We start from the raw sequence: 21,313 nt of genomic DNA, 5'->3' as shown, positions 1-21,313 counted from the left end.
TGCACGCATTTTTGCGAGGCACCCTTTTCGTTGGTATTTTATTCAATTCCCATTTCTTCACGCACTGCATCCGCAATTTTTTCAACGTAACGATTGCACTCGTCTTCTGTCGGCGCTTCAACCATTACGCGTACGAGCGGCTCTGTGCCAGATGGACGAACGAGCACGCGGCCATTGCCAGCCATTTCTTTTTCAACTTCTGCAATGATGGATGCGACACGCGCATTATCTGTTACTGCGTGCTTATCTGTGACACGAACATTGACAAGTTGTTGCGGATACACTTTCATTTCACTTGCTAAATCTGAAAGCGTCCGACCTGTTAGTTTCATAATATTGACAAGTTGCAAACCTGTCAGAAGTCCATCACCTGTCGTATTGTAGTCAAAAAACACGATATGGCCGGATTGCTCACCGCCAAGGTTATAATTACCTTTAATCATTTCTTCTACGACGTAGCGATCCCCTACATCTGTTTTGACACTTTTCATGCCGTGGTTTTCTAATGCTTTATAAAAGCCAAGATTACTCATGACAGTTGACACAATCGTATTCGATTTTAGACGGCCTTCCTCACGAAGGAAGCGTCCAATAATGAACATAATTTGGTCACCATCAACAATCTTACCTTTTTCATCAACAGCGATTAAACGATCTCCATCCCCATCAAAAGCCAACCCAATATCCGCGCCCTTTTCAAGGACAAGTTCGCTAAGTTTCTCCGGATGCGTTGACCCTACGCCATCGTTAATATTCAATCCATTCGGCGATGCACCCATCGTTGATAAATCTGCCTCAAGATCTGCAAAGACGTGTGTCGCTAATGATGAAGTTGCACCGTTCGCGCAGTCAAGTGCTACGTGAATACCTGTAAATTCTTCGTCAACGGTCTGTTTTAAGTGTTGGATATACTTATGACCGCCTTCAAAGTATTCTGAGACCGAACCGACATCCGCTCCCGTCGGACGAGGCAGCGTATCTTCTTCCTCATTCAGTAAGCGCTCGATCTCTTCTTCTTGCTCATCCGTCAACTTATAGCCATCCGCACCAAAAAACTTAATGCCATTATCCGCAACTGGATTATGAGATGCCGAAATCATGACACCTGCCGAGGCATTCATCACACGCGTTAAATGAGCTACACCCGGCGTACTTATAACGCCTAACGTCATTACCTCAGCACCTGTCGACAAAACACCTGCAATAAGTGCACTTTCTAACATATGGCCAGAAATACGTGTATCTCTTCCTACAAGTATTTGTGCTCTTCCATCTGTATCTTTCGTTAACACATGGCCGCCAATCCGGCCAAGTTTAAATGCAAGCTCTGGTGTTAACTCTTTATTAGCAATTCCACGGACACCATCCGTTCCGAAATACTTAGTCATTTCCATTCTCCTTTTCAAATCCGTACATTCAGTCTATTCCTTAGACGAGCTCAATGATTATCGTCACTGGTTCATTCACGATCTTCCATCGTACATCGTCCGGCCCTTCAACTGAAATGGGTAATGTTTTTTCCCCTTCGCTCGTGATACCAGTTGCATCAACAAAAGCATGAAAATCTGATGTGGATAATGCGTCAATTACGTCTGACTCCGCCGTCACTTCTACACTTGCGAAGCCATCCTCCATTTTTTCGAATGAACTTTTATATTTTTCATCTAAGCCCGTAACGGTAATAGGTATATTCGTAATCTCCTTCGTTACTTCAGCAGCTATCTCATCCACTGTCTCAGCCTCATCCGTTGTCGCAGAGACTTCGAGTTCTTCTTCATTGACGGTTGCTTGGATGTCAATTTTCAACTTGTCCAAAGACATCTTTGAAACGCCTTTTGGTATTTTCAAATCGACAGTTAACGTACTGGAACCATCTACTTTCGACACGTCAACGTCTACGATTAGTTCTTGTAATTCATCTAATACTTTTCTACTTCCCGACAAGACAACCGTTTTCTCATTTGCCCTCATGGAATCGATCGTCACGCCTTTTGCCGGGGTGCCGCGCTCCTTCAAGACAATGGGTACTTCTTTTTTCTGCGCTTCGATGTTCACCTTGATCGTCACTTGTTCGGGAACGATCGCGACGTTTAGCTTATTTAAATCCCGATCGAGGACACGAACGGTTGCCGTTTGTTCAAAAGATCGTTCAATACCAGGTTCTCCTGTCACCGATGCTTTGACAAAACTGATCGATTCAATGATACTTTTCGCACCCGTTACTTCAATCGTAGCAGGGTCAACATCCATTTTCACAACAGCATAATCTTCGGCTAACAAACGCTCATTCAATTCTGGGTCGACACGGAAAGTACGTGTAATCTTTTCTTCAATACCAATATGGATAACTGTCGGATCAAGCCTCACTTGCAATTTGTCAGATACATTCTCATGCTGAATCCGAACAGAATGATTGCCCATTGGCAAATCCCTTAAATCTACTTTCAATGTGAAATCTTTTAACAACTTCGTTGTCTGCACTATATTTGCTGGACCCTCTATTGTCATATTCACTGTTTCCGGAACGCCTGTAACCACTAAGTTTTCATTGTCATAATACACTTCCACCGGCACATCCCGTATAATGTCCGCATGATCCCCGACTCTGTTGCCTTCCGTTTTCCCGTCTTCTACCTTGACAGATATGAAGACAACGATTGCAAGTGCTAAAGCTGTAAAACGGAGAAACCATGGGGTATCCATTAATTTATCCATTTTTTTTCATCCTCCACTTCCAGAACGAGGTCTCCGCTTGCATTTTCGCCGAACCGAACCACACTTTCTTTAAACGCGCTTCGAATTCTTCCATGTTTAAGTTCCGGTCAATATCGCCGTTAGCGGTAACACTGACCGCCCCCGTTTCTTCAGAAACAATGACTGTGATCGCATCTGTCACTTCACTTAAGCCAATAGCAGCTCGGTGACGCGTCCCAAGCTCTTTTGAAATAAACGGACTTTCGGACAGTGGCAAATAGCAACCCGCCGCTGCAATCCGATTTTTTTGAATAATCACCGCACCATCATGTAAAGGCGTATTCGGGATGAAAACATTGATCAACAACTCTGATGTTAGTTCAGAATTCATCGGGATTCCGGTTTCAATGTATTCACTCAAGCCGGTTTCTTTTTCAATCGAAATCAATGCACCAATTCGCCGCTTGGCCATATAGCTGACCGCTTTTGACATGGCATCCATGAGGCGTTCTTTTTCTTCTTCTTCTTGTAAATTTGTTCTCGCGAATAGCCTTCCTCGGCCAAGCTGCTCCAATGCACGCCGCAACTCCGGTTGGAAGATGATGATAATTGTCAAGAATCCATAAGGGAGTACTTGGTCCAGTATCCAACTGAGTGTATCGAGACCGAATAGATCGGTCAAGATGCGTACAATGATAATGACGAAAATTCCTTTTAACAGTTGAACGGCTTTCGTCCCTTTTATAATCGTCATGAGTTTATAAAAAACATACCAGACGAGAAGCACATCCACTATATTTTTAAGTACTCCAACCGAGCTTAAGCCCGTAAAATAATCCCAAATCGGCATGTGCTTCCCCTACCTTTATACACAATTTCCCTTGCATCAGTATATCACAACAGTCCAATGACTTTCTTCTCTCAAATGACGAAACAAAACGACTAGCCCATTAAAAGGCACTAGTCGTCTTGTTTTCCTGTCGAAGGCATGACGTCTTTAAGCATATTTTTTAATTTATACCAAAGCCAGTCAAATACTTCGTCAATTTCCTCGCTTTTGCCTGTCACGACTGCTGTGGATGCCATATATTTGGATCCGTGGATGACCGTCACATCTCCGTCGACTTCACCCTCCACCCGCAACGCTCCGTTTTTAACAACGACATTCCCTTTAACAACCTCTCCCTCCGGTACAATAACCGTTTCTCCTTCAACGATTAAATTAGGTTGTTTCGTAACGGAAAACTGCTGATCATTATCGTAACTGGAAAGAAGAGATGCGCTCATTAATATGAAAAATAAAGCCGCCGCAGATAATAGCGGATGATTCCGTAACCAGCGCTGAAAGCCGGCTTGTGATTTTTCCTTCGGCAGTCGCGCCATTACCCCGTTCACAAAGCCTTCCGGTGCTCTGACCGGGACTGTATTTTTAAAAAGTGCTAGTGGTTCTGCTAACTCATCCATTAACTTTTGACAATCTGTACAACGACCTAAATGTTCCTTTAGGATCCGCTCTTCTTCGCGGCTCAACTCACCGTCTAAATACGCGTGCATAGATTGGATAATTTGTTCCGAACACGTATTCATATTATTCCCTCCTACATTGTACCTATCTGTTTCCGAAGTGCTTCCCTTCCACGGTGTACACGGGTTTTGACAGTGCCAAGCGGCATTTCTAAAACATCGGCAATTTCCTGAAGGGGCAATTCTTCAATATACCGCAAAATAATAACAGAACGGTATTTATCTGGAAGCCGATTAATCTCATATTGAATTCGTTCTTGTGTTTCCATTTTGACCACTTCATCTTCCGGTAATTCCCCAGCCGCAGCAAGTTGTGAATACATGTCCAGGCCTTCTGTTCCCGGTACTTCTGCGTCCAAATAATAGTCGGGCTTCTTTTTTCGAATTCGGTCGATACACAAATTCGTAGCAATTCGGTAAATCCACGTCGAGAATTTTCTTTTTTGATCAAAGCTATGAATATTCATGTATGCGCGAACGAATGCTTCTTGTGCGATGTCTTCGGCTTCTTGTGCATTTCCTAACATGCGGTAACAAAGGTGATACAGCCGATGCTGAAATAAGGTTACAATTTCTTCAAATGCATCCTGATCCCCTTTTAACACTTCATTTATTTTTTTATTGACGATCTCATTCAAATATCTCATCCCCCGCTTCTCTGCGGTTGTTCCTTCTATACGTATGAAGGTGGCAACAAGTTTCACTTTCCTATTGTTATTTTACCAAAGAATTAACGGTTTACCCAAAAAAAGAAAATCTTACCCAACGAATAGGATAAGATTCTCAATTTACGTTATAAAAGTTTTTCACCAAATAGGGACCCCATTAACCCAACCGCTACGTCCGCTGTTTTGTTCTTTTCGTCAAGAATCGGATTGACTTCCACAAATTCAGCCGAAGTAACAAGTCCGCTATCTTCTAGCATTTCCATTGCAAGATGACTTTCCCGGTAACTAATTCCGCCAGGTACAGGCGTCCCGACACCTGGCGTATACAAGGGATCAAGGCCGTCCAGGTCAAGAGATAAATGTAAACCATCCACTTTTCTTGCCTTCAAATAAGAAATAGCATCTTGCATGACAGCAGTCATGCCATCTCGGTCAATTTCGTGCATCGTATAGACTTTGATCCCTTTTTCTCTGATCAGTTCACGCTCTCCTGGATCAACCGAGCGAGCCCCGATAATCACGACATTTTCAGGTCTTATTTTTGAACCATCTGTGTGTAAGTTAACGAGTGCATCATGCCCCAATCCAAGACTGACTGCAAGCGGCATTCCGTGAATGTTGCCGGAAGGAGATGTTTCAGCTGTATTGATGTCGGCATGCGCGTCGTACCAAATGACGCCTAGATTTTCGTAATGATCCGTCAGTCCCGCAATTGTACCAATTGCAATGCTGTGATCCCCGCCTAACACGAGCGGAAAACGTCCGACTTTCACAACTTCGGACACTTTCCCCGCAAGTTGTGAGCATGCCTGAATGACTTCATCTAAATTTTTCAGTTTCGAGTCTTCATGCGCTCTACTCTCTACCGCGCAAACTGAAACGTCACCTTCATCAGTTACCTGGTGACCGATTGCTTCTAATCTTTGGACTGCCCCTGCATAACGAATGGCACTCGGCCCCATATCGACACCCCGACGACTTTGTCCATAATCAGACGGTACGCCAATTAAAGAAATCTTCAATTGTTTCAACTCCAACTCCCCTTCCATTCAATATGTTTATTGTAAATGGAACCGTGGAATGGCTCAACTTGACATTCTTTTTCATATTTATACATCGCAGGCATATTGTCGAAAGAAGAATTCTAGTTCATCCGGGGATACTGGCTTGCTGTACAAATAGCCTTGGCCCTCCTGACAGCCCAACTCCGCTAAAATACCGACTTGTTTTTCATATTCAACGCCTTCCGCGATAATATTCAAACCAACTGTATCCGCCAGCGTTACAAGCGCCTTGACAATCGCCCGACTATTTTCATTCTCATGAATATCGCGAATAAAGGACATATCAATTTTGAGCGTATCAACAGGCAATTCTTTAATATAACTAAAAGCACTATAGCCCGTGCCAAAGTCATCAATGGCAACTGTAATGCCTAGCGCCCTAATCTGTTGAATTGTACACCGCACACTCATTGTCGTTGCAAAAGCTGTTTCTGTTACTTCAATTTCAATTCTTTCCGGTTTGACTTTTGTTTCTTTTAAAATCATTTTTATAGTATCTATAATTGTCGATTCTTCTAGTTGCAAGGTCGACATATTAATCGCAACACGGAATCCATCCAACCCCTTATCCTGCCACTTTTTCATTTGCGTACAGGCTTCCCGTAAAATCCATTCCCCAAGTGGTACGATGAGCTTTGTCTCTTCTGCCATCGGGATGAAAGTGTTCGGAGCAATCCGACCTAGATCTGGGTGGTCCCACCTCACAAGCGCTTCAACACCAGTGAGCCGATTCGTCACTAAGTTCACTTTTGGTTGATAATCAAGATAAAAATGACCAAGCTCAACACTTTTACTCAACTCGTTTTCAATTAGTCTGCGTTCAAGAGTCGATGTGGCTGAACCGGGCACATAAATAGCGTAGCCACCGCCACCCTTCCCCTTTAATTCGTAAAGCACATTTTCCGATTTAATCGAAAGCTCCGACGCCTTGTGTGCATGGTCTGGGAATAAAGCAACCCCACTGCTAAACGATAAGGAAAATAATTGTCCTTTCAAAGAAATCGGTTTCGCTAAGTGACGATGGATTTCCGTCATTATTTCTTCAACGTGTGCTTCATCTCGAATATCTTTCAAGAGCAGCGCAAACTGATCCCCCGACAGTCTACTTACAACATGACCATCTTGCAGCATATCTTTCAATCGATTGCCAACAATAGACAATATAAAATCGCCTGCTTCATATCCAAAAGAGTCGTTCACATAGCGTAGGCGATCGATATTAATTTGAACGAGAGCTAGTTTTTCACCATTCTTTTTTGCTTTCTTAACTTCAGTCTCGACAATTTTGCGAAAGGATATGCGATTCGGTAAACTCGTTAACTGATCATTATAAGCAAGATGACGGATCATTTCTTCCGTTTCTTTCTTTTCCGTAATATCTGATCGAATGGATATGTATTGATAGGGTTTCCCTTTCTCATCGAGAAAAGGAACAATCGTCGAATCTACCCAATAATATGTTCCATCTTTTGCCTGATTTCGAATTTCACTGCGCCATGTTTTTCCGCTGCGAATCGTCGTCCACATTTTTTCGAAAAACTCCGGTGGATGATGTTTTGAGTTAATGACACGATGCGTTTTTCCTACTAACTCTTCTGAACTGTACTTCGATATTTGAACAAATAGATCATTGACAAAAAGGATCTTTCCCGCGCTATCTGTAATTGCGATAATAGCAAACTGATTAAGCGCATGAATAATGTCTTGGATTTCTTTTTCCGAACCTTTTCCATTTGCGGAAGTAATCAGCTTCCGCATCATCCTATCGTCTTCATACATCCAATCCGCCTTCTTTCAATAAACATGAACGACCGCATATTTTTCCGCCAATCTGCCAGTCTATAATACTTGTTATTATACAATGAACAGCATATTTTTTTCACTTTTTGTATTCTTTTGTCGATAATTAGATACTTTTGACGAAAAGAAAAAAACCCTTTTCATCGAAGGAAAAGGATTTCTTAAGTATCATTTATAAACATGGTTTGGTAAAGCAAATACAGAAAATGGCTGGGGTAGCTGGATTCGAACCAACGAATGACGGAGTCAAAGTCCGTTGCCTTACCGCTTGGCTATACCCCAGTGATTAAATTAATGGTGGTGGGGGACGGATTCGAACCGCCGAACCCGGAGGGAGCGGATTTACAGTCCGCCGCGTTTAGCCACTTCGCTACCCCACCAGTATAACCTATTGAAGTAAATAATATACATTTCGTATAAAATGGTGACCCCTACGGGATTCGAACCCGTGTTACCGCCGTGAAAGGGCGGTGTCTTAACCGCTTGACCAAGGGGCCATTATTTTTGATGTCATGTCCGTCTCGAACAGTACAAATGTAATATTAGCAAATATCGTCGAATGGTGCAAGCATAAAATTAAAGTAAATTAAATCCGACTATTCTAATTCTTCTCACCAAGTAAACAAACTAAGAAATTCCACTAAAAATAGCCATACTCGGGTTGAAACTTCATCGTATTGAAAGGATTCCAAGCGAATAATCTTCATCATTTATTCTTTCTTAATTCAAAAAGCCAGCGGGAAAACAATGCATTGTTTTCCCGCTGGCTTTTAAACCATTACTTAAATTATTCCTTAAAATAAAAAAATCGCTTTTCCCATTTTAGGAAAGCGCATCATGTTAACTTCTATATTGGAGCTTCCAGCCGGGCTCGAACCGGCGACCTCTTCCTTACCATGGAAGCACTCTACCTGCTGAGCTATGGAAGCATATAAATGGCTCCGCAGGTAGGATTCGAACCTACGACCGATCGGTTAACAGCCGATTGCTCTACCACTGAGCTACTGCGGAATAATATCATATTTGCATCACAACAAATTCAATTATAACAAGAAAAAGATCTTTTGCAACTATTTTTTGTGATTTTTTCATTGCAGCTTGTCATTCTCGCTGACGACTTTTTTATAGTACCACCATGCGGCATATTCGTCAAGCCTGTCTCATAAAGTATTATACACTGTGGACAAAGGGGAGCTTTATGCGAAAAAAAAGATATGCGATCATTATCATTCTTAGTTTTGGGATCTTCTTGCTGCTCCCTCAATTCCCCGAAAAAGAATCGCTTATCTCCGTTTTCCGTGCAACAGACGAACCTGCCGTCATTGTACGGGGGACAAGCGGCTCGGCCTTAACCGTTAATATCTCATTCGGGGATCAGGAAGTAGAGAGCTGGATACAAGATCTAAATCCACCCTACCCTTTTCTTTTCATTGATGTCGATTGGGCAAAACGGTTTCCGGAAACCGTGAAAATGATTAACAAAAAGAATATCCCGGTCGGCCTTCTTGGAACGAGCGGAGCAGATTACGAGCAAAATCCCACTCTCATTACGGAGCAGCTAAAGCAATTCGAAAGCTTCTTTGATTCAAAGCCTTTATGGTTCCGCACGATGGATGAGGTGTTCCCTCAAACGCTTCGACAAACACTTTGGAAGGAAGAAGTTAACGCGCTTGGTTCAACTATTCACTGGAACGGCGGTGCGATTCCTCCTGTAAAAGAAGGGGAAATCATTTCAGTTTCACACCACCGTTCAGACCGCACTCCGTTAACCGACATCAAACAGCTATACGGGGAGAGAACTTTTAAGCCACTTGAAGATGTTTTATTTAGCACAACTGTGAAAACGAAAAAAATTCCAAAGTAAAAGCATGTCGCGTATGGCGCGACATGCTTTTACTTTGCTTTTATTGCTTTTATTACTTTCTGCTCAGCAGATTTTCTTTCTTTTCGGCGCTTGTCCCGTCTTGCTACGTCTTGTTCAGATTGCTTATTATATTTCGGCAACATTAATAATTGATAAGCATTTACGGCAAGAAGCGGGAATAATAAAATCGTTACCCACGTGTCAATATTGCCCGATCTTACCATTAATGCCGGCAGCCATTCTAATGTCGTAATGACAATCATAAAGAACAGCGCAGAAATCAGGGTATGCTTTTTTGTCCACTTTGCTTTTAAAATGGCCGTAACAACGGAAACCCCTACAAGCGTAAAAAGTAACAGTAAATAAAGCAGCGTACGCCCCGGCTCCCCAGATGTCAACTGGAATCGGAAGAATATAAGGTCAAATAAAACAACCGCAATGATCAAAAGCTGTACCCAGTTCCATAACGTTAATGTTCTAAAAAGATTGACGCCGAATTGATGAACAGTCAAATAAGCAAAAAAGCCCATTTGTGCAACGACACTCATCGTGAAGCCAAGAAAAATCATCCACATAAGCGCCCCTATAAATTGCCAAGTTTCCCCGCTTGATACATATTGCGAAAAGAACTCCCAACGGACGATTAAGCCAACGACCGCTGTCACGGAGCCTCCAATGAGTAATGCAGTTAAAAAGAATTTCACCCAATTTCTTATTGTCACACCAATGCTCCTCCGTTTTTCTTGCTTCTACTAGTTTAACAACATTTTTCTAAAAAATCTATTTCCTATGCAAGTTCCATGCATATTCGCAGTCATACTTGTGAACAATAATGTTAAATTGCAAAGGAAAGGAATTCGATTTCCGTGAGAATCAGGTACGTATTTTCTTTACTATTACTTCTTTTGCTTGTAACGGGATGCACGATGCCACAGCAAAATCAGCAGCAACCGTCCTATGATGATATGAAAAAAATGATGTCGGATGCCCTACAAACAGATGAAGGAAAAAAAGCGATCCGCCAACTTTTTTCGGATTCAGAATTTCGGGAGCTTCTCATTTTAGAACACCCAGAAATTAAACAAGCTATTGAAGACACAATGCTTTCTAAAAAGGGTGAAGATTTTTGGAAAACAACGTTTGAAGATCCGAAATTCAAAGAAGAAATTGCCAAAAGCATGAAAAAAGAACAGCAAGATGTTATGAAAGCACTCATGAGCGACTCCTCTTTTCAAAAAGAAATGGAAGAATTTTTCGGACAACCAGATATGCAAAAGCAAATGGAGAAAGTCATCTTATCGGCAAACATGAAAGAACATTTGGAAAAAGCGATTGAAGAAACGATTAATAGTCCATTGCTCCAGACAAAATGGCAGGAGCTCATTTTACAAGCAGGAGAAGGGAAGCCTGGAGAGAGCGGTGGCCAGGGCGGCGGTCAAAGTGGTGGTGGTGGAGATGGTGGTGGCCAATCCGGCGGTGGCGGTAAATCTGGTGGTGGTGGGGGTGGGGGCTAATCACTCACCTGATTTTGCCATCTGACCAATCCCTTGCACCCGCTGCTTATCCTGTATATTTTAAAAAGAGAAGACAAAGTCAAAAAACGACTTTGTCTTCTCTTTTTGGACTTAATCCACTTACAGGCAGTGAGACGCTCTTATGAGAGTAGATTCACTTTTTACTTTTTCGTCTTTTTTAAAATATTCTTTGCGATGTCTGTGTAAATTTGTCCGATTGGATGGTCATCACCATAGACAGAAGGAGCGAATTCTTCGTCATTCCAATCTGGTTGACCTAAAGGAATTTGACCTAATAACTCCGTCCGCAACTCTTCGGCAAGTCGTACCCCGCCGCCTTGCCCAAAGACAAATTCACGTTCGCTGGTTAGCTTAGATTCAAACCACGACATGTTTTCAATTACACCGAGTAATTCATGATCCGTTTGTAGTGCCATTGCACCAGCACGCGCTGCTACAAATGCAGCTGTCGGATGCGGCGTTGTGACAACAATTTCTTTCGACGTTGGAATCATTTGATGGACATCCAGTGCAACGTCACCTGTTCCTGGCGGCAGATCCAGAAGAAGGTAATCTAGCTCACCCCACTCAACATCCCGGAAAAATTGGTCTAACACTTTTCCAAGCATTGGACCTCGCCAGACAACCGGCGCATTATCATCTACAAAGAAGCCCATTGAAATGACTTTTACGCCTAAACGTTCAACCGGAATGATCCGATCTCCTTGAACGACAGGTGATTCTACGACACCCATCATGTCTGGAACGCTAAAGCCGTAGATGTCTGCATCAATGAGACCGACTTTCTTCCCAAGACGTGCAAGCGCAACGGCCAAGTTAACAGAAACTGTTGACTTTCCTACTCCACCTTTACCCGATGCGATTGAAATAAATTCGATATTATTTAAAGGGGACAAGAGATCTTGCGTTTCTGATACTGTAGCGGATCCCCTGAACTTCTCTAATGTTTCTTTTGGCAGTTCTTCAAATCGAATACCAACTGTATCTGCACCGGCTTCTTTCAATTGCTCAACAACTGTCATTTGAAGGGGCATCTGCTCTGCCGTATTGATCTTCGCAATCGCTATTTTAACGCTCACATGCTTCTTTTCAGGCTTAATCGAAACATTTGTAATACCATCTGTTTCAGCAAGCGTTTTATGTAAAAACGGATCCTTCAACTGACCGAGTAATTCACGTACTTCTTGTTCATTTATCACAATCGACACTCCTTGCAGATTAATCATTCACCTCCGATTATAACATAATGCCTTTCACTTACTCCGTGATGACCATCACTTTTTTTCAGACATTTGGAAATTTACAATTCCTTCGGCAATAGCATCGGCCACTTTCGCTTGATAAGATGGATCTGTTAACAATTCGCGTTCTTCAGGATTAGATATGAAACCAGTCTCAACAAGAACCGCAGGCGTTGGTACTTTTTTCAACAAATACACACCTGTGATCGCCATCGCAACACGATCTGTATTTTTTAAGTTCTCTTGGAATGTGGACATAATCGATTTGGCTAATAACTCTCCGTCCGGATGCCCTCCCGGATGATAAAACACCTGTGCTCCCCGCCATCTTTCTTCTGGTATTGCATTGACATGCACACTGATGAACATATCGGGCTTCTCTTTCGTCGCTATCGTTTCCCGCAACTTTAAATCAGCTAGCTTTCGCGAGCGCGTCGTTCCAAATTCTTCATTCGGTGCATGCTCCGCCAATGCATCTCCTTCTTTCATGCGCGTCATGATAATTGTTGCACCTTTCTTTTCTAACCTCTTTTTCAATAAATGGGAAATGCTAAGTGTAATATCCCGCTCGACAACCTCTCCAACATTCGCTCCGCCATCCAACCCACCGTGACCAGGATCAATGACAATTTTCACACCACCCAATTCTGCCGGCATGAAAAAATTGCGGTCAGAAGAGGAAGCCTTTACACCGTACAAAACGATTCCAAGTGTACATACAAATAAAATACCAATGATGACCAACCGTTTCATATACACACCGCCTTTTTGCTCCAATATACGCGGTGAAATCAGAAGTTATGTCCACCTTGGAATAAGAAAAAGACTGTCCCAAAAGGAAGAGCCAATCATTCCCGGACAGTCCATTCATTTTATTTAGTTGCACCTTCCCAATCCAACATACCGCCAACCATATTGGTGACATCATAGCCTTCTGTAGCTAAGTACTCACAAGCCCGGCCGCTGCGTCCGCCAGAACGGCAAACAAGGATATACGCTTTGTCTTTTGTGAGCTCATCTTTGCGCTCGGGGATTTCTCCAAGTGCAATATGCACAGCACCTGGGATGATTCCTGCCGCGACTTCATCATCTTCTCGTACATCAATGACATGCAATGCTTCGCCTCTTTCTAGACGTTCTTGCACTTCAGCTGCTGAGATTTCTTTCATCAAAAACCCTCCAGTTCTTTCCTATGTGTTCACTTTATCATAAGTGTCGTCAATCTACATAAAAAAGTAACAGGAGTTAAAAAAACTTATTGCGTATAGCTGTTTTCCAGTAATTTACGAATGGAAATCTTCCATTTGTAACCTGTTTCAATATGGTATGCTTGCGCAAAAGATCCTTGGTTAATGGCAACGCCAAGCTTATCTAATGAGTTGACAAAAAGAAGCGGTTCACCTCGACGACTGTCTGCAAAAGATCTGCCATACGTCATAATATTCTTATATACTTGACGGACATCGTTTTGAATCGTTACTTCAAATGAATCGCCATGATTGGCATCTAGCTGTTTGAATAGGGATCGATCAATATTTGTCCAAAGATTGCCGAAGCGAATATCGAGAATATCAATATTTCCAGTCACACCACCTTCGTTTACTACGGGTTCCATTTTTGCCAATTGGATCACAGAATCCAACGAAACTTCCGCTCCTATTTCTTCAAATGTAATAATACCAGCCGCCAATCTTGCCGCTGTGTAGGCGTAGACATCTCGGCCATGGAAAGTATACGATTCTCCCGACTTAGGCAATCGATTGACCGATTCGTCGATGACTCTTGCAGCAACGATCCCAATTTCAGATTGTATATGTGTAAGTGTTCCATTATCGGGTGTGACAATGTATTGATTTTCAGCTGTTTTTACAACAATACTTCGGCGATCCGTTCCTACGCCAGGATCGACTACCGAAACAAACACCGTCTCTTCTGGCCAGTAGGAAATCGTTTGATACAAACGATAAGATGCTTCCCAAATATCGTATTGTGGAATATCATGTGTTAAATCGAAGATACGTAAAGAAGGATCTACTGAAATTGCAACACCATACATTGCGCTCACTGCCCCATCACTTATGCCAAAATCTGTTTGTAACACGATATGTCTTTTAGTCATCGTAAATCGCTCCTTTAGTAAAATTTTAAGGATAAAAAAACACGCCCTTATCATAATGATAAGGACGTGGTATTCACGTGGTTCCACCTTACTTCACCGCCCGCTCGCGCAAACGGCCTCATCAAGTACACGGGACTAGTAAAGCCTCCCTTTATACTGTGGCTTTGATAACGAGTAGCCAACACTCGTCGCTAACCTACTCGTTACAAAAACGTTCAGCGCGAGACTCAGAGACCATTTTTCAGATTATTACTTTTGCTTCTTCTCAGCACCCGAAGCTTTCTGTACAAAATAAGTAATCCTACTTTTCTCTTCAATGTCGTTGAAAGAATATATTGACTTTTTTCATTAAGTTGAATGATACAATAAAAATTTTCTATATGCAAGTATTGCTGGAACATCATGCCGCGTTTAAACTTAAAGCCATTGTATCGATAAAACGAAGAGCCGAAAATAAAGTGCCTGGCACTTCCAGCATGTATGTAAAATAAAAAGGGTGCCAGTTGCCAGCACCCTTTAAAAAATTTTATTGATTTCCTTTTTTAACCCACTCTGCAACGGTTACAGTACGTTTTGCCTGATGTTTTACTGCACCTTCAACATCTTCCACCATTTTACCATCTTGGCCAACAGTTACACTCGTTCCGTATGGGTTTCCACCCGCGCCGAACAATACTGGATCTGTGTAGCCTGGCGTTGCAATGATTGCACCCCAGTGCATCATGGACGTATATAGCGATAGTAAAGTAGCTTCCTGTCCACCGTGCGGATTTTGCGCAGAAGTCATTGCGCTCACTACTTTGTTCACTGTTTTCCCGCTTGCCCAAAGCCCGCCCTGTAAGTCAAGGAATTGTTTCATTTGGGAAGGCATCGTTCCGAAACGTGTCGGTACGCTAAAGATGATCGCGTCCGCCCACTCAAGATCTTCAGAAGTCGCAACTGGAACATCTTTCGTTGCTTCTACTGTTGCTTTCCACCCTTCATTTCCTTGAATGACGGATTCAGGGGCTAATTCTTGAACTTTCAATACCCTTACTTCGGCGCCCGCTACTGTTGCACCCTCTTCAGCCCACTTCGCCAATTGGTAGTTTGTTCCACCCATGCTGTAAAAAATTACTGCCGCTTTGACATTTGTCATATCTTTCATCTCCTTTGATCTCTTTCATAATCTGTCCAAAAACCTCATCTACTACACCTTCTTGATCTCGCTTCCTATAGGTATTTATCTAACAGTGTTTCAACTCATAAATCTCGATTTCAAGATATTGATTTTTATTTATGTCCACTTCCAACCTGAATCGAAATGACCATTATCTGTGATTTACATCACACGCCAAGAAGCAAGTATGTAGTATTATGACATTTGTCAGAATTTATTAATTACCGTTATTTCCATAGGAAAACAAATATTTTTCACCCATTAGAAGTGAAGCTAAATTTGTGGATAGGAGCGGCTTTCATGGACTATATCAAGCCTCAAGCACTTGTTCGTAACGTTGCTGCAGCCGGTGCGCTAAAGTCAAGATTACCCATTCGCGATTTACTGATCAAAGGAGGATTGGCAGGCGCTTTTTTAGGACTTTCCACGACACTTGCCTTTACCGCAGCGACACAAACGAATCTCGACATTGTTGGTGCTTTAGCGTTTCCCGTTGGATTTGTCATGATCCTATTGCTCAATCTTGAGCTTGTCACCGGAAATTTCGCATTGCTTCCAATCGCAGCTTTTAGAAATATGACAACGCTTCCACAAATCCTGTATAACTTTTTCTGGGCATTCCTTGGAAACTTAATAGGTAGTATTTTTTATGCGTTCTTATTTGTAATTTATGTAACGAAATTCGGTCATGCCTTAGATACAGCAATCATTCAGAAGGTGATAAACATCGCAGAAAGTAAAACACTTGAATACAAGTCACTTGGAACAGATGGGATCATTTTAGCTTTTGTGAAAGCGATCTTATGCAACTGGATGGTAACATTCGGTGCAATTATGGCATTCACATCAAAATCGACGATCGGAAAAATTGTTGCAATGTGGCTGCCCATTTTTTTATTTTTTGCCCATGGCTTTGAACACGCCGTCGTTAATATGTTTTTGATCCCGACAAGCATGTTACTAGGAGCAAATATTTCAATGACAGATTGGTGGATTTGGAACCAAATACCAGTAACTATTGGTAATTTTTTAAGTGGTTTTCTTTTAACAGGGCTCACTTTGCATTTAATCACTAAAGCAAACCTTGTCACTCATAAAAGTCCCACAGCACAAAAAGTAAAAGTCAATGAACCAAACTCGTAATCTTTCATCCATAGCCTCCCATAACTACAAATTCATTTTCCCATCACAAAGCCCCTTAGATAGAGGGGCTTTGGACAATTCAACAATGAAACAATCGACTCCAACTCAAACAAAACACGCATCCCAAATAGACGTTATATATAGATCGCAAACGGTTTACAAAATTAAGATAATTTTATACAATAATAGATGAATCCTATAATAACTTACAAATTCTATTAGGGAATCCGCTAAAAATGTGGAGAAATTGGCCAATCGAATTTCGACATAAAAAAAAGCCGATTTTCCCTACGTTGAGGAAGCATCGGCTTTGTTCCTATATAGTTGGAACGATCAAGAGGTTCCGGTCGATTTACCGCCTTTGGATTTCTTAAACAAACTCTTGTGCAGATTATTCTGGAAGGCAACGGCCGCAAGAACAATGACAACACCAAGGATTTGAAGTGGCGATGGAATTTCACCGAATAGAACAACGGCAATGATCGCAACTGTAGAAATTGGGCTGAGTAATAGTAGACCCGCAACAATTGTAGGGTCCAAACGAACTGCACCATACTGAACAAACGTCCATGCAATAGCTTGACCTAATGAAGCAAGAACAATCATCCAGAACCAGTTCATAGCAGTGATCGGATCACCAACAGTAGTTTCAGGATTCATTGGAAGTGCGCCATTGACTAAAACTCCGTGAGTTAGATCGAAGCCGCGTCCAGAGAAACCTAGGAATAATGTCGGAGCGATCAGTTGAGCAAGGTTCGCATAGAACATTGGTTGAACGATCTGGTCCACTTTATTTACGCGTGAAGCTTTACGGCTAGTGTAAAGATAGATTCCGTAACAACAACCAGAAATAGTACCAGCAATCGTACCAAGTACAGCAATATTCATGCCATATACAGTAGAAGGTCCTGATGCCGGTGCATTACCTTCCAAGACACCACCGGAAATAATAACACCTAATACCATGATTGGAGCGATAATAAAGAAGCTTTTTGGAACTTTTTCTTTGTCAAAAATAGCAGCAAGTGCTGGTAAAATGATGATTTGAATATTCAAAAGGATTGAAGCGATACCAGAACCAACGTAGAAGATAGAATAATTCCATGCCGTAAAGTCAATTCCAAGAAATAGACCTGCGAATAGGGAAAGCATAATCCCTTTTTTGTTAATTGCACCGAATTTTTTTATTTCTCTAAGGAAAAATGGCAGAAGAAAGATTATCCCAAGACCAACACGAAGAATAACCGACGTTGCTGGCTCGAAGTTCGACTGTTTTACCCAAGGGGCAGTAAATGCAAGTGCGATGATACCGATGATCAAGATCAAGTATGCACGGCCTTTTGATCCACCGTGCTGTGCTGCCTGAGCGCTATTAGTAGCCATATGTTTCACTCCAAGTAAGATAGATTAGTTAGTTGATTTTTAAAGCTTAAAACTTTTCCCAACTGTTTTAGAAACATGAAGAGACTTGAGTGTAATTCAATAATTCTTAAGCAAGTTTATTCATATAGCGAGCAAATTCATCCCATGTGTTGTGCATTTCTTTTTTCAACAACACTAGGTCTGACGCGAGCCATCTGACATTCACTGCTTTTCCTTCAAGCACCGAGGCACTTACTTTCATTTGTGCAGACTGCTGAAGCTTTTCATTTAATGCCTTGATGTCTATTTGCTCCAACGTAGGAGCAACAAACCACATGGAGCCGATGTATAAATGATCTTCTAGCACGCCTACTTGATCAAGTTCCGTGCGGTCAGGAGTAAACAAGAGAGGGTCGTAAATCAAACATTCCTCTTCCATCCAGACTTGAAAATTTGTTTTTACATCACTGTATTGAAATACTTCTCCACGCTTATCACGGCCGGGAGATAGAATGTCTCCCCAAAGCAGTGTAGCATCTTGCGCCATATGAATGACGGTTTTCCCGCGGAATTTTGCATCCACAAAAGGAATGACCGCTTCTGTTTTCATCGCAAGACTTGCTTTGGAACCGATGGATATATCCATTTTTTGCGAACTCCACTCTCCATTAAATGAAGGGTAGATTTTTGTTGCGGATTGTGGAATGAGACAGACATCTGCTCCATCTTCAATCTCAATTTGAAATTCATTTTGGTCGCCTGCAACAAGACCACCTGATGTTTCCACTAGGTATACCGTTGCCTCGGATCGGTTAGCTGGATTGAGATACATTGGTCGACTAGCTCTTAGCGGTGGAAGCTGGTAACAGTTCGCCATGACCGTTCTAATCCCGCGATTTGAAAATTTCATTGACAAGCGGCCATTATGCTGCGGTCGCTTAACTAGACTGTGTTGCAGACTCATTGGATTTCCCTTCTAAAAACAAATCAGATTTGATCCAGGCAACAATGTCTTCAAGACCTTTTTTCGTCTTAATGTCCGCAAAAGTAAATGGTCTTCCAGCTCTTGCTTTTGTCGTATCATCTTTCATTCTGTCGAGATCTACGCCAACGTATGGTGCAAGTTCGATTTTATTTACCATGAGGAAGTCAGAACGTGTAACACCAGGGCCGCCTTTTCTCGGAATGTCGCCGCCTTCAGCAACGTCGATTACATAAATAAATGCATCAACTAGCTCAGGGCTAAACGTTGCCGATAAGTTGTCGCCACCGCTTTCTAGAAGAATAATATCAAGATCTTCAAAACGTTGTTTCAATTCAGCAATCGCTTCAAAGTTCATTGACGCATCTTCACGGATCGCTGTATGCGGGCAACCACCTGTTTCAACGCCGATAATGCGGTCTGCATCAAGTACCTTTTCGTTGATTAGAAAATTGGCGTCTTCTCTCGTGTAAATATCATTTGTAATAACAGCGATATTGTATTCTTCTTTCAGTGCTTCTGAAAGTGTTCTGACAAGTGTTGTTTTACCGGAACCAACTGGTCCGCCAATGCCAAGGTGTATTGTTTTCATTTTCACAATCTCCTCGTAGATTTATTTAGGCCCTTTATTAGACCTATAAAACACAAAAAAATGTCAATCATTTGGATGCTTTGGACTATTCCTGAATCATAATCTTAGAAGGTCGTTTCGTATAAATCTCCTTCTCCTTGTGGGAATAACCATAGACAAAAGACCGTTCTTATTCTGCAAACGAATCTTTCTTCACACAAGCTAGGCCCCTGTTATTCGAACCCGGATAATAGCTCCGGGTTCGAAGCAGGGATCGTACTTATAAAAGAGGCTGCTTGATCGGCGTTCACACCAAGGTATTAAAGAATGTCCAAGAACTTGACTCCATTGATTCCAAATCGAAAGGGAATATCATTCCTCTTGACATGTCACCGCAGTTTTTTATGAAATAAACAATCGTGAATGTAAAAACTCGTGCTTCATCGACGCTATTTCAAGAGCGACTGAATTGTTATCAAGATCATCCAGGTCCAAGGTCATCACATGACTTGCTGTTTCTTGAATGACTGGCAACAAGGAAAAGATCGTTTGTACACCGCTTGTCTGTCCAAGCGGAATTGCACGGACAGCGTTTTGAACGAGTGAAGTTATGGATGAATAAAGAAATGTTTCAAGTGACATCTTCAGATCTATGCCTAGCAGAGCGGTATAAATACCGTATACGATAGGAAAATGACCTTTGATTTCCTTGTTCTTTAATTTTTCATACCAAAAAGTCAGTAACTCTTCATCATTTAGCGAGTGTACCGTTTGTAAAAATTGCCGCCCCATCATCGCGCTTCCCTTTCTTGTTTCCGGGGATAGCTTGATGGCGTGACAGATATTTTCAAGACGGATCAATCCTTGTTTGTCCTGTTCTTTTGCAAGACGATAAGCTTCCTTGACTAGGATGGCATCCGTTGAAGCAAGATTTTGACGGAGATACATGTCGCAAAATTCCCGTAAATCATCTTCTTTACGAATGACATTTTCTTGAATGTATGTTTCCATTCCGAAAGAATGGGCAAAACTTCCAGTTGGAAATGCTGTGTCATGGATTTGAATAAGATGCAGATACGAAGGATTAATGTTGATGCCCTCTGTATTTGAATGGCTCTTTGAACCTACGCTCTGATTGTTCATAGGAAACCCCCACTTCATCCATTAATTTCTCAAGTGTTTGATCATAACGGACGAGAATTTCATCGTCTTCAATAATACACATCGTGTGACGATTGCCAATTTCAAATGCCATTTTCCCCATTTCCTGCATCGTCTTTGGAGTAATGACATATACCTTTTCCAACTTTGTCCGAATGGCAATTAGCGTATCTTCATCTTCAAACAATACATCCCCATAGCTGAGGGTGCTGCCGCTTTCAAGCTTTATGGCAACATCTGTACCATTTTCCGTTTCTTTACGCAAAATTCTTTTGTTTAAGTCTTCCCATTCCAGTTCAAGCCAGTCAATTTTCTTGTTTGATGACTCAAAATCGTTGAGGTGTCCCGCCGTTTTTGTAATAAGCAAGCCTTTGTCCTCCCTTATCTTTGTACAATGTCGCCTATAAAAGATTGTTCAACAATTCA

At 41.9% G+C, this 21,313-nt stretch carries 21 protein-coding genes, 5 tRNA genes and 1 other annotated feature; of the genes, 3 read left to right on the top strand and 23 right to left on the bottom strand.

Features of this window, described 5'->3' with window-relative positions; genetic code table 11:
- Positions 1-38: 38 nt before the first annotated feature.
- From glmM to AU377_RS10730, 12 genes are all read right to left on the bottom strand, one after another.
- Positions 39-1,388 (bottom strand): phosphoglucosamine mutase, encoded by a 1,350-nt coding sequence (gene glmM / locus AU377_RS10785; RefSeq protein WP_067407763.1) that lies wholly within the window; start codon positions 1,386-1,388, stop codon positions 39-41.
- Positions 1,389-1,428: 40 nt separating this feature from the next.
- Positions 1,429-2,715, bottom strand: a complete 1,287-nt coding sequence (locus AU377_RS10780; RefSeq protein ID WP_082732012.1) for a YbbR-like domain-containing protein — start codon at positions 2,713-2,715, stop codon at positions 1,429-1,431.
- Positions 2,708-3,544 carry a diadenylate cyclase CdaA gene (cdaA, locus tag AU377_RS10775; RefSeq protein ID WP_067407762.1) on the bottom strand — a complete coding sequence of 279 codons (837 nt, stop codon included), beginning with the start codon at positions 3,542-3,544 and terminating at the stop codon, positions 2,708-2,710. Before cdaA ends, AU377_RS10780 begins: the two co-directional genes overlap by 8 nt.
- Positions 3,545-3,654: 110 nt before the next feature.
- Positions 3,655-4,281, bottom strand: coding sequence for an anti-sigma factor (locus AU377_RS10770; protein WP_067407761.1), 627 nt, complete (start codon positions 4,279-4,281; stop codon positions 3,655-3,657).
- Between the two features lie 11 nt (positions 4,282-4,292).
- Entirely contained in the window at positions 4,293-4,856 is a 564-nt protein-coding gene (gene sigW, locus AU377_RS10765; RefSeq protein WP_067407760.1) for an RNA polymerase sigma factor SigW, read from the bottom strand.
- 155 nt (positions 4,857-5,011) lie between these two features.
- Entirely contained in the window at positions 5,012-5,917 is a 906-nt protein-coding gene (rocF, locus tag AU377_RS10760) for an arginase (protein ID WP_067407759.1), read from the bottom strand.
- Between the two features lie 78 nt (positions 5,918-5,995).
- Positions 5,996-7,729: a bifunctional diguanylate cyclase/phosphodiesterase gene (locus AU377_RS10755; RefSeq protein WP_067407758.1), complete on the bottom strand. Its 1,734-nt coding sequence runs from the start codon at positions 7,727-7,729 to the stop codon at positions 5,996-5,998.
- A 228-nt stretch (positions 7,730-7,957) separates the two neighbouring features.
- Positions 7,958-8,032, bottom strand: a tRNA-Gln gene (locus AU377_RS10750).
- A 13-nt stretch (positions 8,033-8,045) separates the two neighbouring features.
- Positions 8,046-8,130 (bottom strand) — tRNA-Tyr (locus tag AU377_RS10745).
- Between the two features lie 42 nt (positions 8,131-8,172).
- A tRNA-Glu gene (locus AU377_RS10740) sits at positions 8,173-8,247 on the bottom strand.
- A gap of 356 nt (positions 8,248-8,603) precedes the next feature.
- A tRNA-Thr gene (locus tag AU377_RS10735) sits at positions 8,604-8,679 on the bottom strand.
- A 7-nt stretch (positions 8,680-8,686) separates the two neighbouring features.
- Positions 8,687-8,761: transfer RNA gene (locus tag AU377_RS10730), tRNA-Asn, on the bottom strand.
- A 187-nt stretch (positions 8,762-8,948) separates the two neighbouring features.
- Between AU377_RS10730 and AU377_RS10725 the strand changes: the two genes are divergently transcribed.
- Positions 8,949-9,614, top strand: a complete 666-nt coding sequence (locus tag AU377_RS10725) for a hypothetical protein (protein ID WP_067407757.1) — start codon at positions 8,949-8,951, stop codon at positions 9,612-9,614.
- 29 nt (positions 9,615-9,643) lie between these two features.
- On the opposite strand, the gene AU377_RS10720 is transcribed toward AU377_RS10725, so the two are convergent.
- The gene (locus tag AU377_RS10720; RefSeq protein ID WP_067407756.1) at positions 9,644-10,336 is read right to left on the bottom strand and encodes a KinB-signaling pathway activation protein; all 693 of its coding nucleotides are present in this window, start codon (positions 10,334-10,336) and stop codon (positions 9,644-9,646) included.
- A gap of 144 nt (positions 10,337-10,480) precedes the next feature.
- On the opposite strand from AU377_RS10720, the gene gerD reads away from it, so the two are divergent.
- Positions 10,481-11,128, top strand: a complete 648-nt coding sequence (gerD, locus tag AU377_RS10715) for a spore germination lipoprotein GerD (protein ID WP_156450429.1) — start codon at positions 10,481-10,483, stop codon at positions 11,126-11,128.
- Between the two features lie 161 nt (positions 11,129-11,289).
- Here gerD and AU377_RS10710 read toward each other — a convergent pair whose 3' ends face one another.
- The 5 genes from AU377_RS10710 to wrbA all read right to left on the bottom strand — a co-directional run bounded on the left by AU377_RS10710 (position 11,290) and on the right by wrbA (position 15,647).
- On the bottom strand, positions 11,290-12,348 hold the full coding sequence (locus AU377_RS10710) for a P-loop NTPase (RefSeq protein WP_067407896.1): 1,059 nt from the start codon (positions 12,346-12,348) through the stop codon (positions 11,290-11,292).
- Between the two features lie 75 nt (positions 12,349-12,423).
- A complete protein-coding gene (locus tag AU377_RS10705) occupies positions 12,424-13,143 on the bottom strand; it encodes an N-acetylmuramoyl-L-alanine amidase (protein ID WP_067407895.1) in 720 nt (239 codons plus the stop codon).
- Positions 13,144-13,262: 119 nt separating this feature from the next.
- Entirely contained in the window at positions 13,263-13,559 is a 297-nt protein-coding gene (locus tag AU377_RS10700; protein ID WP_067407754.1) for a rhodanese-like domain-containing protein, read from the bottom strand.
- Between the two features lie 86 nt (positions 13,560-13,645).
- Entirely contained in the window at positions 13,646-14,509 is an 864-nt protein-coding gene (locus AU377_RS10695) for an S-adenosyl-l-methionine hydroxide adenosyltransferase family protein (RefSeq protein WP_067407753.1), read from the bottom strand.
- 57 nt (positions 14,510-14,566) lie between these two features.
- Positions 14,567-14,835, bottom strand: a binding site (T-box leader).
- A 200-nt stretch (positions 14,836-15,035) separates the two neighbouring features.
- Positions 15,036-15,647, bottom strand: a complete 612-nt coding sequence (gene wrbA, locus AU377_RS10690) for an NAD(P)H:quinone oxidoreductase (protein WP_067407752.1) — start codon at positions 15,645-15,647, stop codon at positions 15,036-15,038.
- A 321-nt stretch (positions 15,648-15,968) separates the two neighbouring features.
- On the opposite strand from wrbA, the gene AU377_RS10685 reads away from it, so the two are divergent.
- A complete protein-coding gene (locus AU377_RS10685) occupies positions 15,969-16,811 on the top strand; it encodes a formate/nitrite transporter family protein (RefSeq protein ID WP_082732011.1) in 843 nt (280 codons plus the stop codon).
- 333 nt (positions 16,812-17,144) lie between these two features.
- Here the strand turns inward: AU377_RS10685 and AU377_RS10680 are convergent, their stop codons facing one another.
- The 5 genes from AU377_RS10680 to AU377_RS10660 all read right to left on the bottom strand — a co-directional run bounded on the left by AU377_RS10680 (position 17,145) and on the right by AU377_RS10660 (position 21,254).
- A complete protein-coding gene (locus AU377_RS10680) occupies positions 17,145-18,194 on the bottom strand; it encodes a DMT family transporter (protein WP_067407751.1) in 1,050 nt (349 codons plus the stop codon).
- Between the two features lie 106 nt (positions 18,195-18,300).
- Positions 18,301-19,137, bottom strand: a complete 837-nt coding sequence (locus AU377_RS10675; RefSeq protein WP_067407750.1) for an urease accessory protein UreD — start codon at positions 19,135-19,137, stop codon at positions 18,301-18,303.
- Positions 19,112-19,747 (bottom strand): urease accessory protein UreG, encoded by a 636-nt coding sequence (gene ureG, locus AU377_RS10670; RefSeq protein WP_067407749.1) that lies wholly within the window; start codon positions 19,745-19,747, stop codon positions 19,112-19,114. Before ureG ends, AU377_RS10675 begins: the two co-directional genes overlap by 26 nt.
- 381 nt (positions 19,748-20,128) lie before the next feature.
- Positions 20,129-20,869 carry an urease accessory protein UreF gene (locus AU377_RS10665; protein ID WP_253724461.1) on the bottom strand — a complete coding sequence of 247 codons (741 nt, stop codon included), beginning with the start codon at positions 20,867-20,869 and terminating at the stop codon, positions 20,129-20,131.
- Positions 20,811-21,254 carry an urease accessory protein UreE gene (locus AU377_RS10660; RefSeq protein WP_067407748.1) on the bottom strand — a complete coding sequence of 148 codons (444 nt, stop codon included), beginning with the start codon at positions 21,252-21,254 and terminating at the stop codon, positions 20,811-20,813. Before AU377_RS10660 ends, AU377_RS10665 begins: the two co-directional genes overlap by 59 nt.
- Positions 21,255-21,313: the final 59 nt, after the last annotated feature.

It is taken from the genome of Sporosarcina sp. HYO08, from assembly GCF_001563475.1.
In the GTDB taxonomy this organism is placed as follows: Bacteria; Bacillota; Bacilli; order Bacillales_A; family Planococcaceae; genus Sporosarcina.
This window is presented reverse-complemented; position numbering and strand designations above follow the sequence as displayed.

Bases quoted from the DNA above. Each gene is read 5' to 3' on its own strand.
- AU377_RS10700 (WP_067407754.1), bottom strand. From the start codon at position 13,559: ATGAAAGAAATCTCAGCAGCTGAAGTGCAAGAACGTCTAGAAAGAGGC.
- ureG (WP_067407749.1), bottom strand. From the start codon at position 19,747: ATGAAAACAATACACCTTGGCATTGGCGGACCAGTTGGTTCCGGTAAA.
- AU377_RS10680 (WP_067407751.1), bottom strand. From the start codon at position 18,194: ATGGCTACTAATAGCGCTCAGGCAGCACAGCACGGTGGATCAAAAGGC.
- AU377_RS10770 (WP_067407761.1), bottom strand. From the start codon at position 4,281: ATGAATACGTGTTCGGAACAAATTATCCAATCTATGCACGCGTATTTA.
- AU377_RS10755 (WP_067407758.1), bottom strand. From the start codon at position 7,729: ATGTATGAAGACGATAGGATGATGCGGAAGCTGATTACTTCCGCAAAT.
- AU377_RS10665 (WP_253724461.1), bottom strand. From the start codon at position 20,869: ATGAACAATCAGAGCGTAGGTTCAAAGAGCCATTCAAATACAGAGGGC.
- AU377_RS10675 (WP_067407750.1), bottom strand. From the start codon at position 19,137: ATGAGTCTGCAACACAGTCTAGTTAAGCGACCGCAGCATAATGGCCGC.
- AU377_RS10695 (WP_067407753.1), bottom strand. From the start codon at position 14,509: ATGACTAAAAGACATATCGTGTTACAAACAGATTTTGGCATAAGTGAT.
- glmM (WP_067407763.1), bottom strand. From the start codon at position 1,388: ATGACTAAGTATTTCGGAACGGATGGTGTCCGTGGAATTGCTAATAAA.
- AU377_RS10705 (WP_067407895.1), bottom strand. From the start codon at position 13,143: ATGAAACGGTTGGTCATCATTGGTATTTTATTTGTATGTACACTTGGA.
- AU377_RS10685 (WP_082732011.1), top strand. From the start codon at position 15,969: ATGGACTATATCAAGCCTCAAGCACTTGTTCGTAACGTTGCTGCAGCC.
- wrbA (WP_067407752.1), bottom strand. From the start codon at position 15,647: ATGACAAATGTCAAAGCGGCAGTAATTTTTTACAGCATGGGTGGAACA.
- AU377_RS10725 (WP_067407757.1), top strand. From the start codon at position 8,949: ATGCGAAAAAAAAGATATGCGATCATTATCATTCTTAGTTTTGGGATC.
- AU377_RS10780 (WP_082732012.1), bottom strand. From the start codon at position 2,715: ATGGATAAATTAATGGATACCCCATGGTTTCTCCGTTTTACAGCTTTA.
- cdaA (WP_067407762.1), bottom strand. From the start codon at position 3,544: ATGCCGATTTGGGATTATTTTACGGGCTTAAGCTCGGTTGGAGTACTT.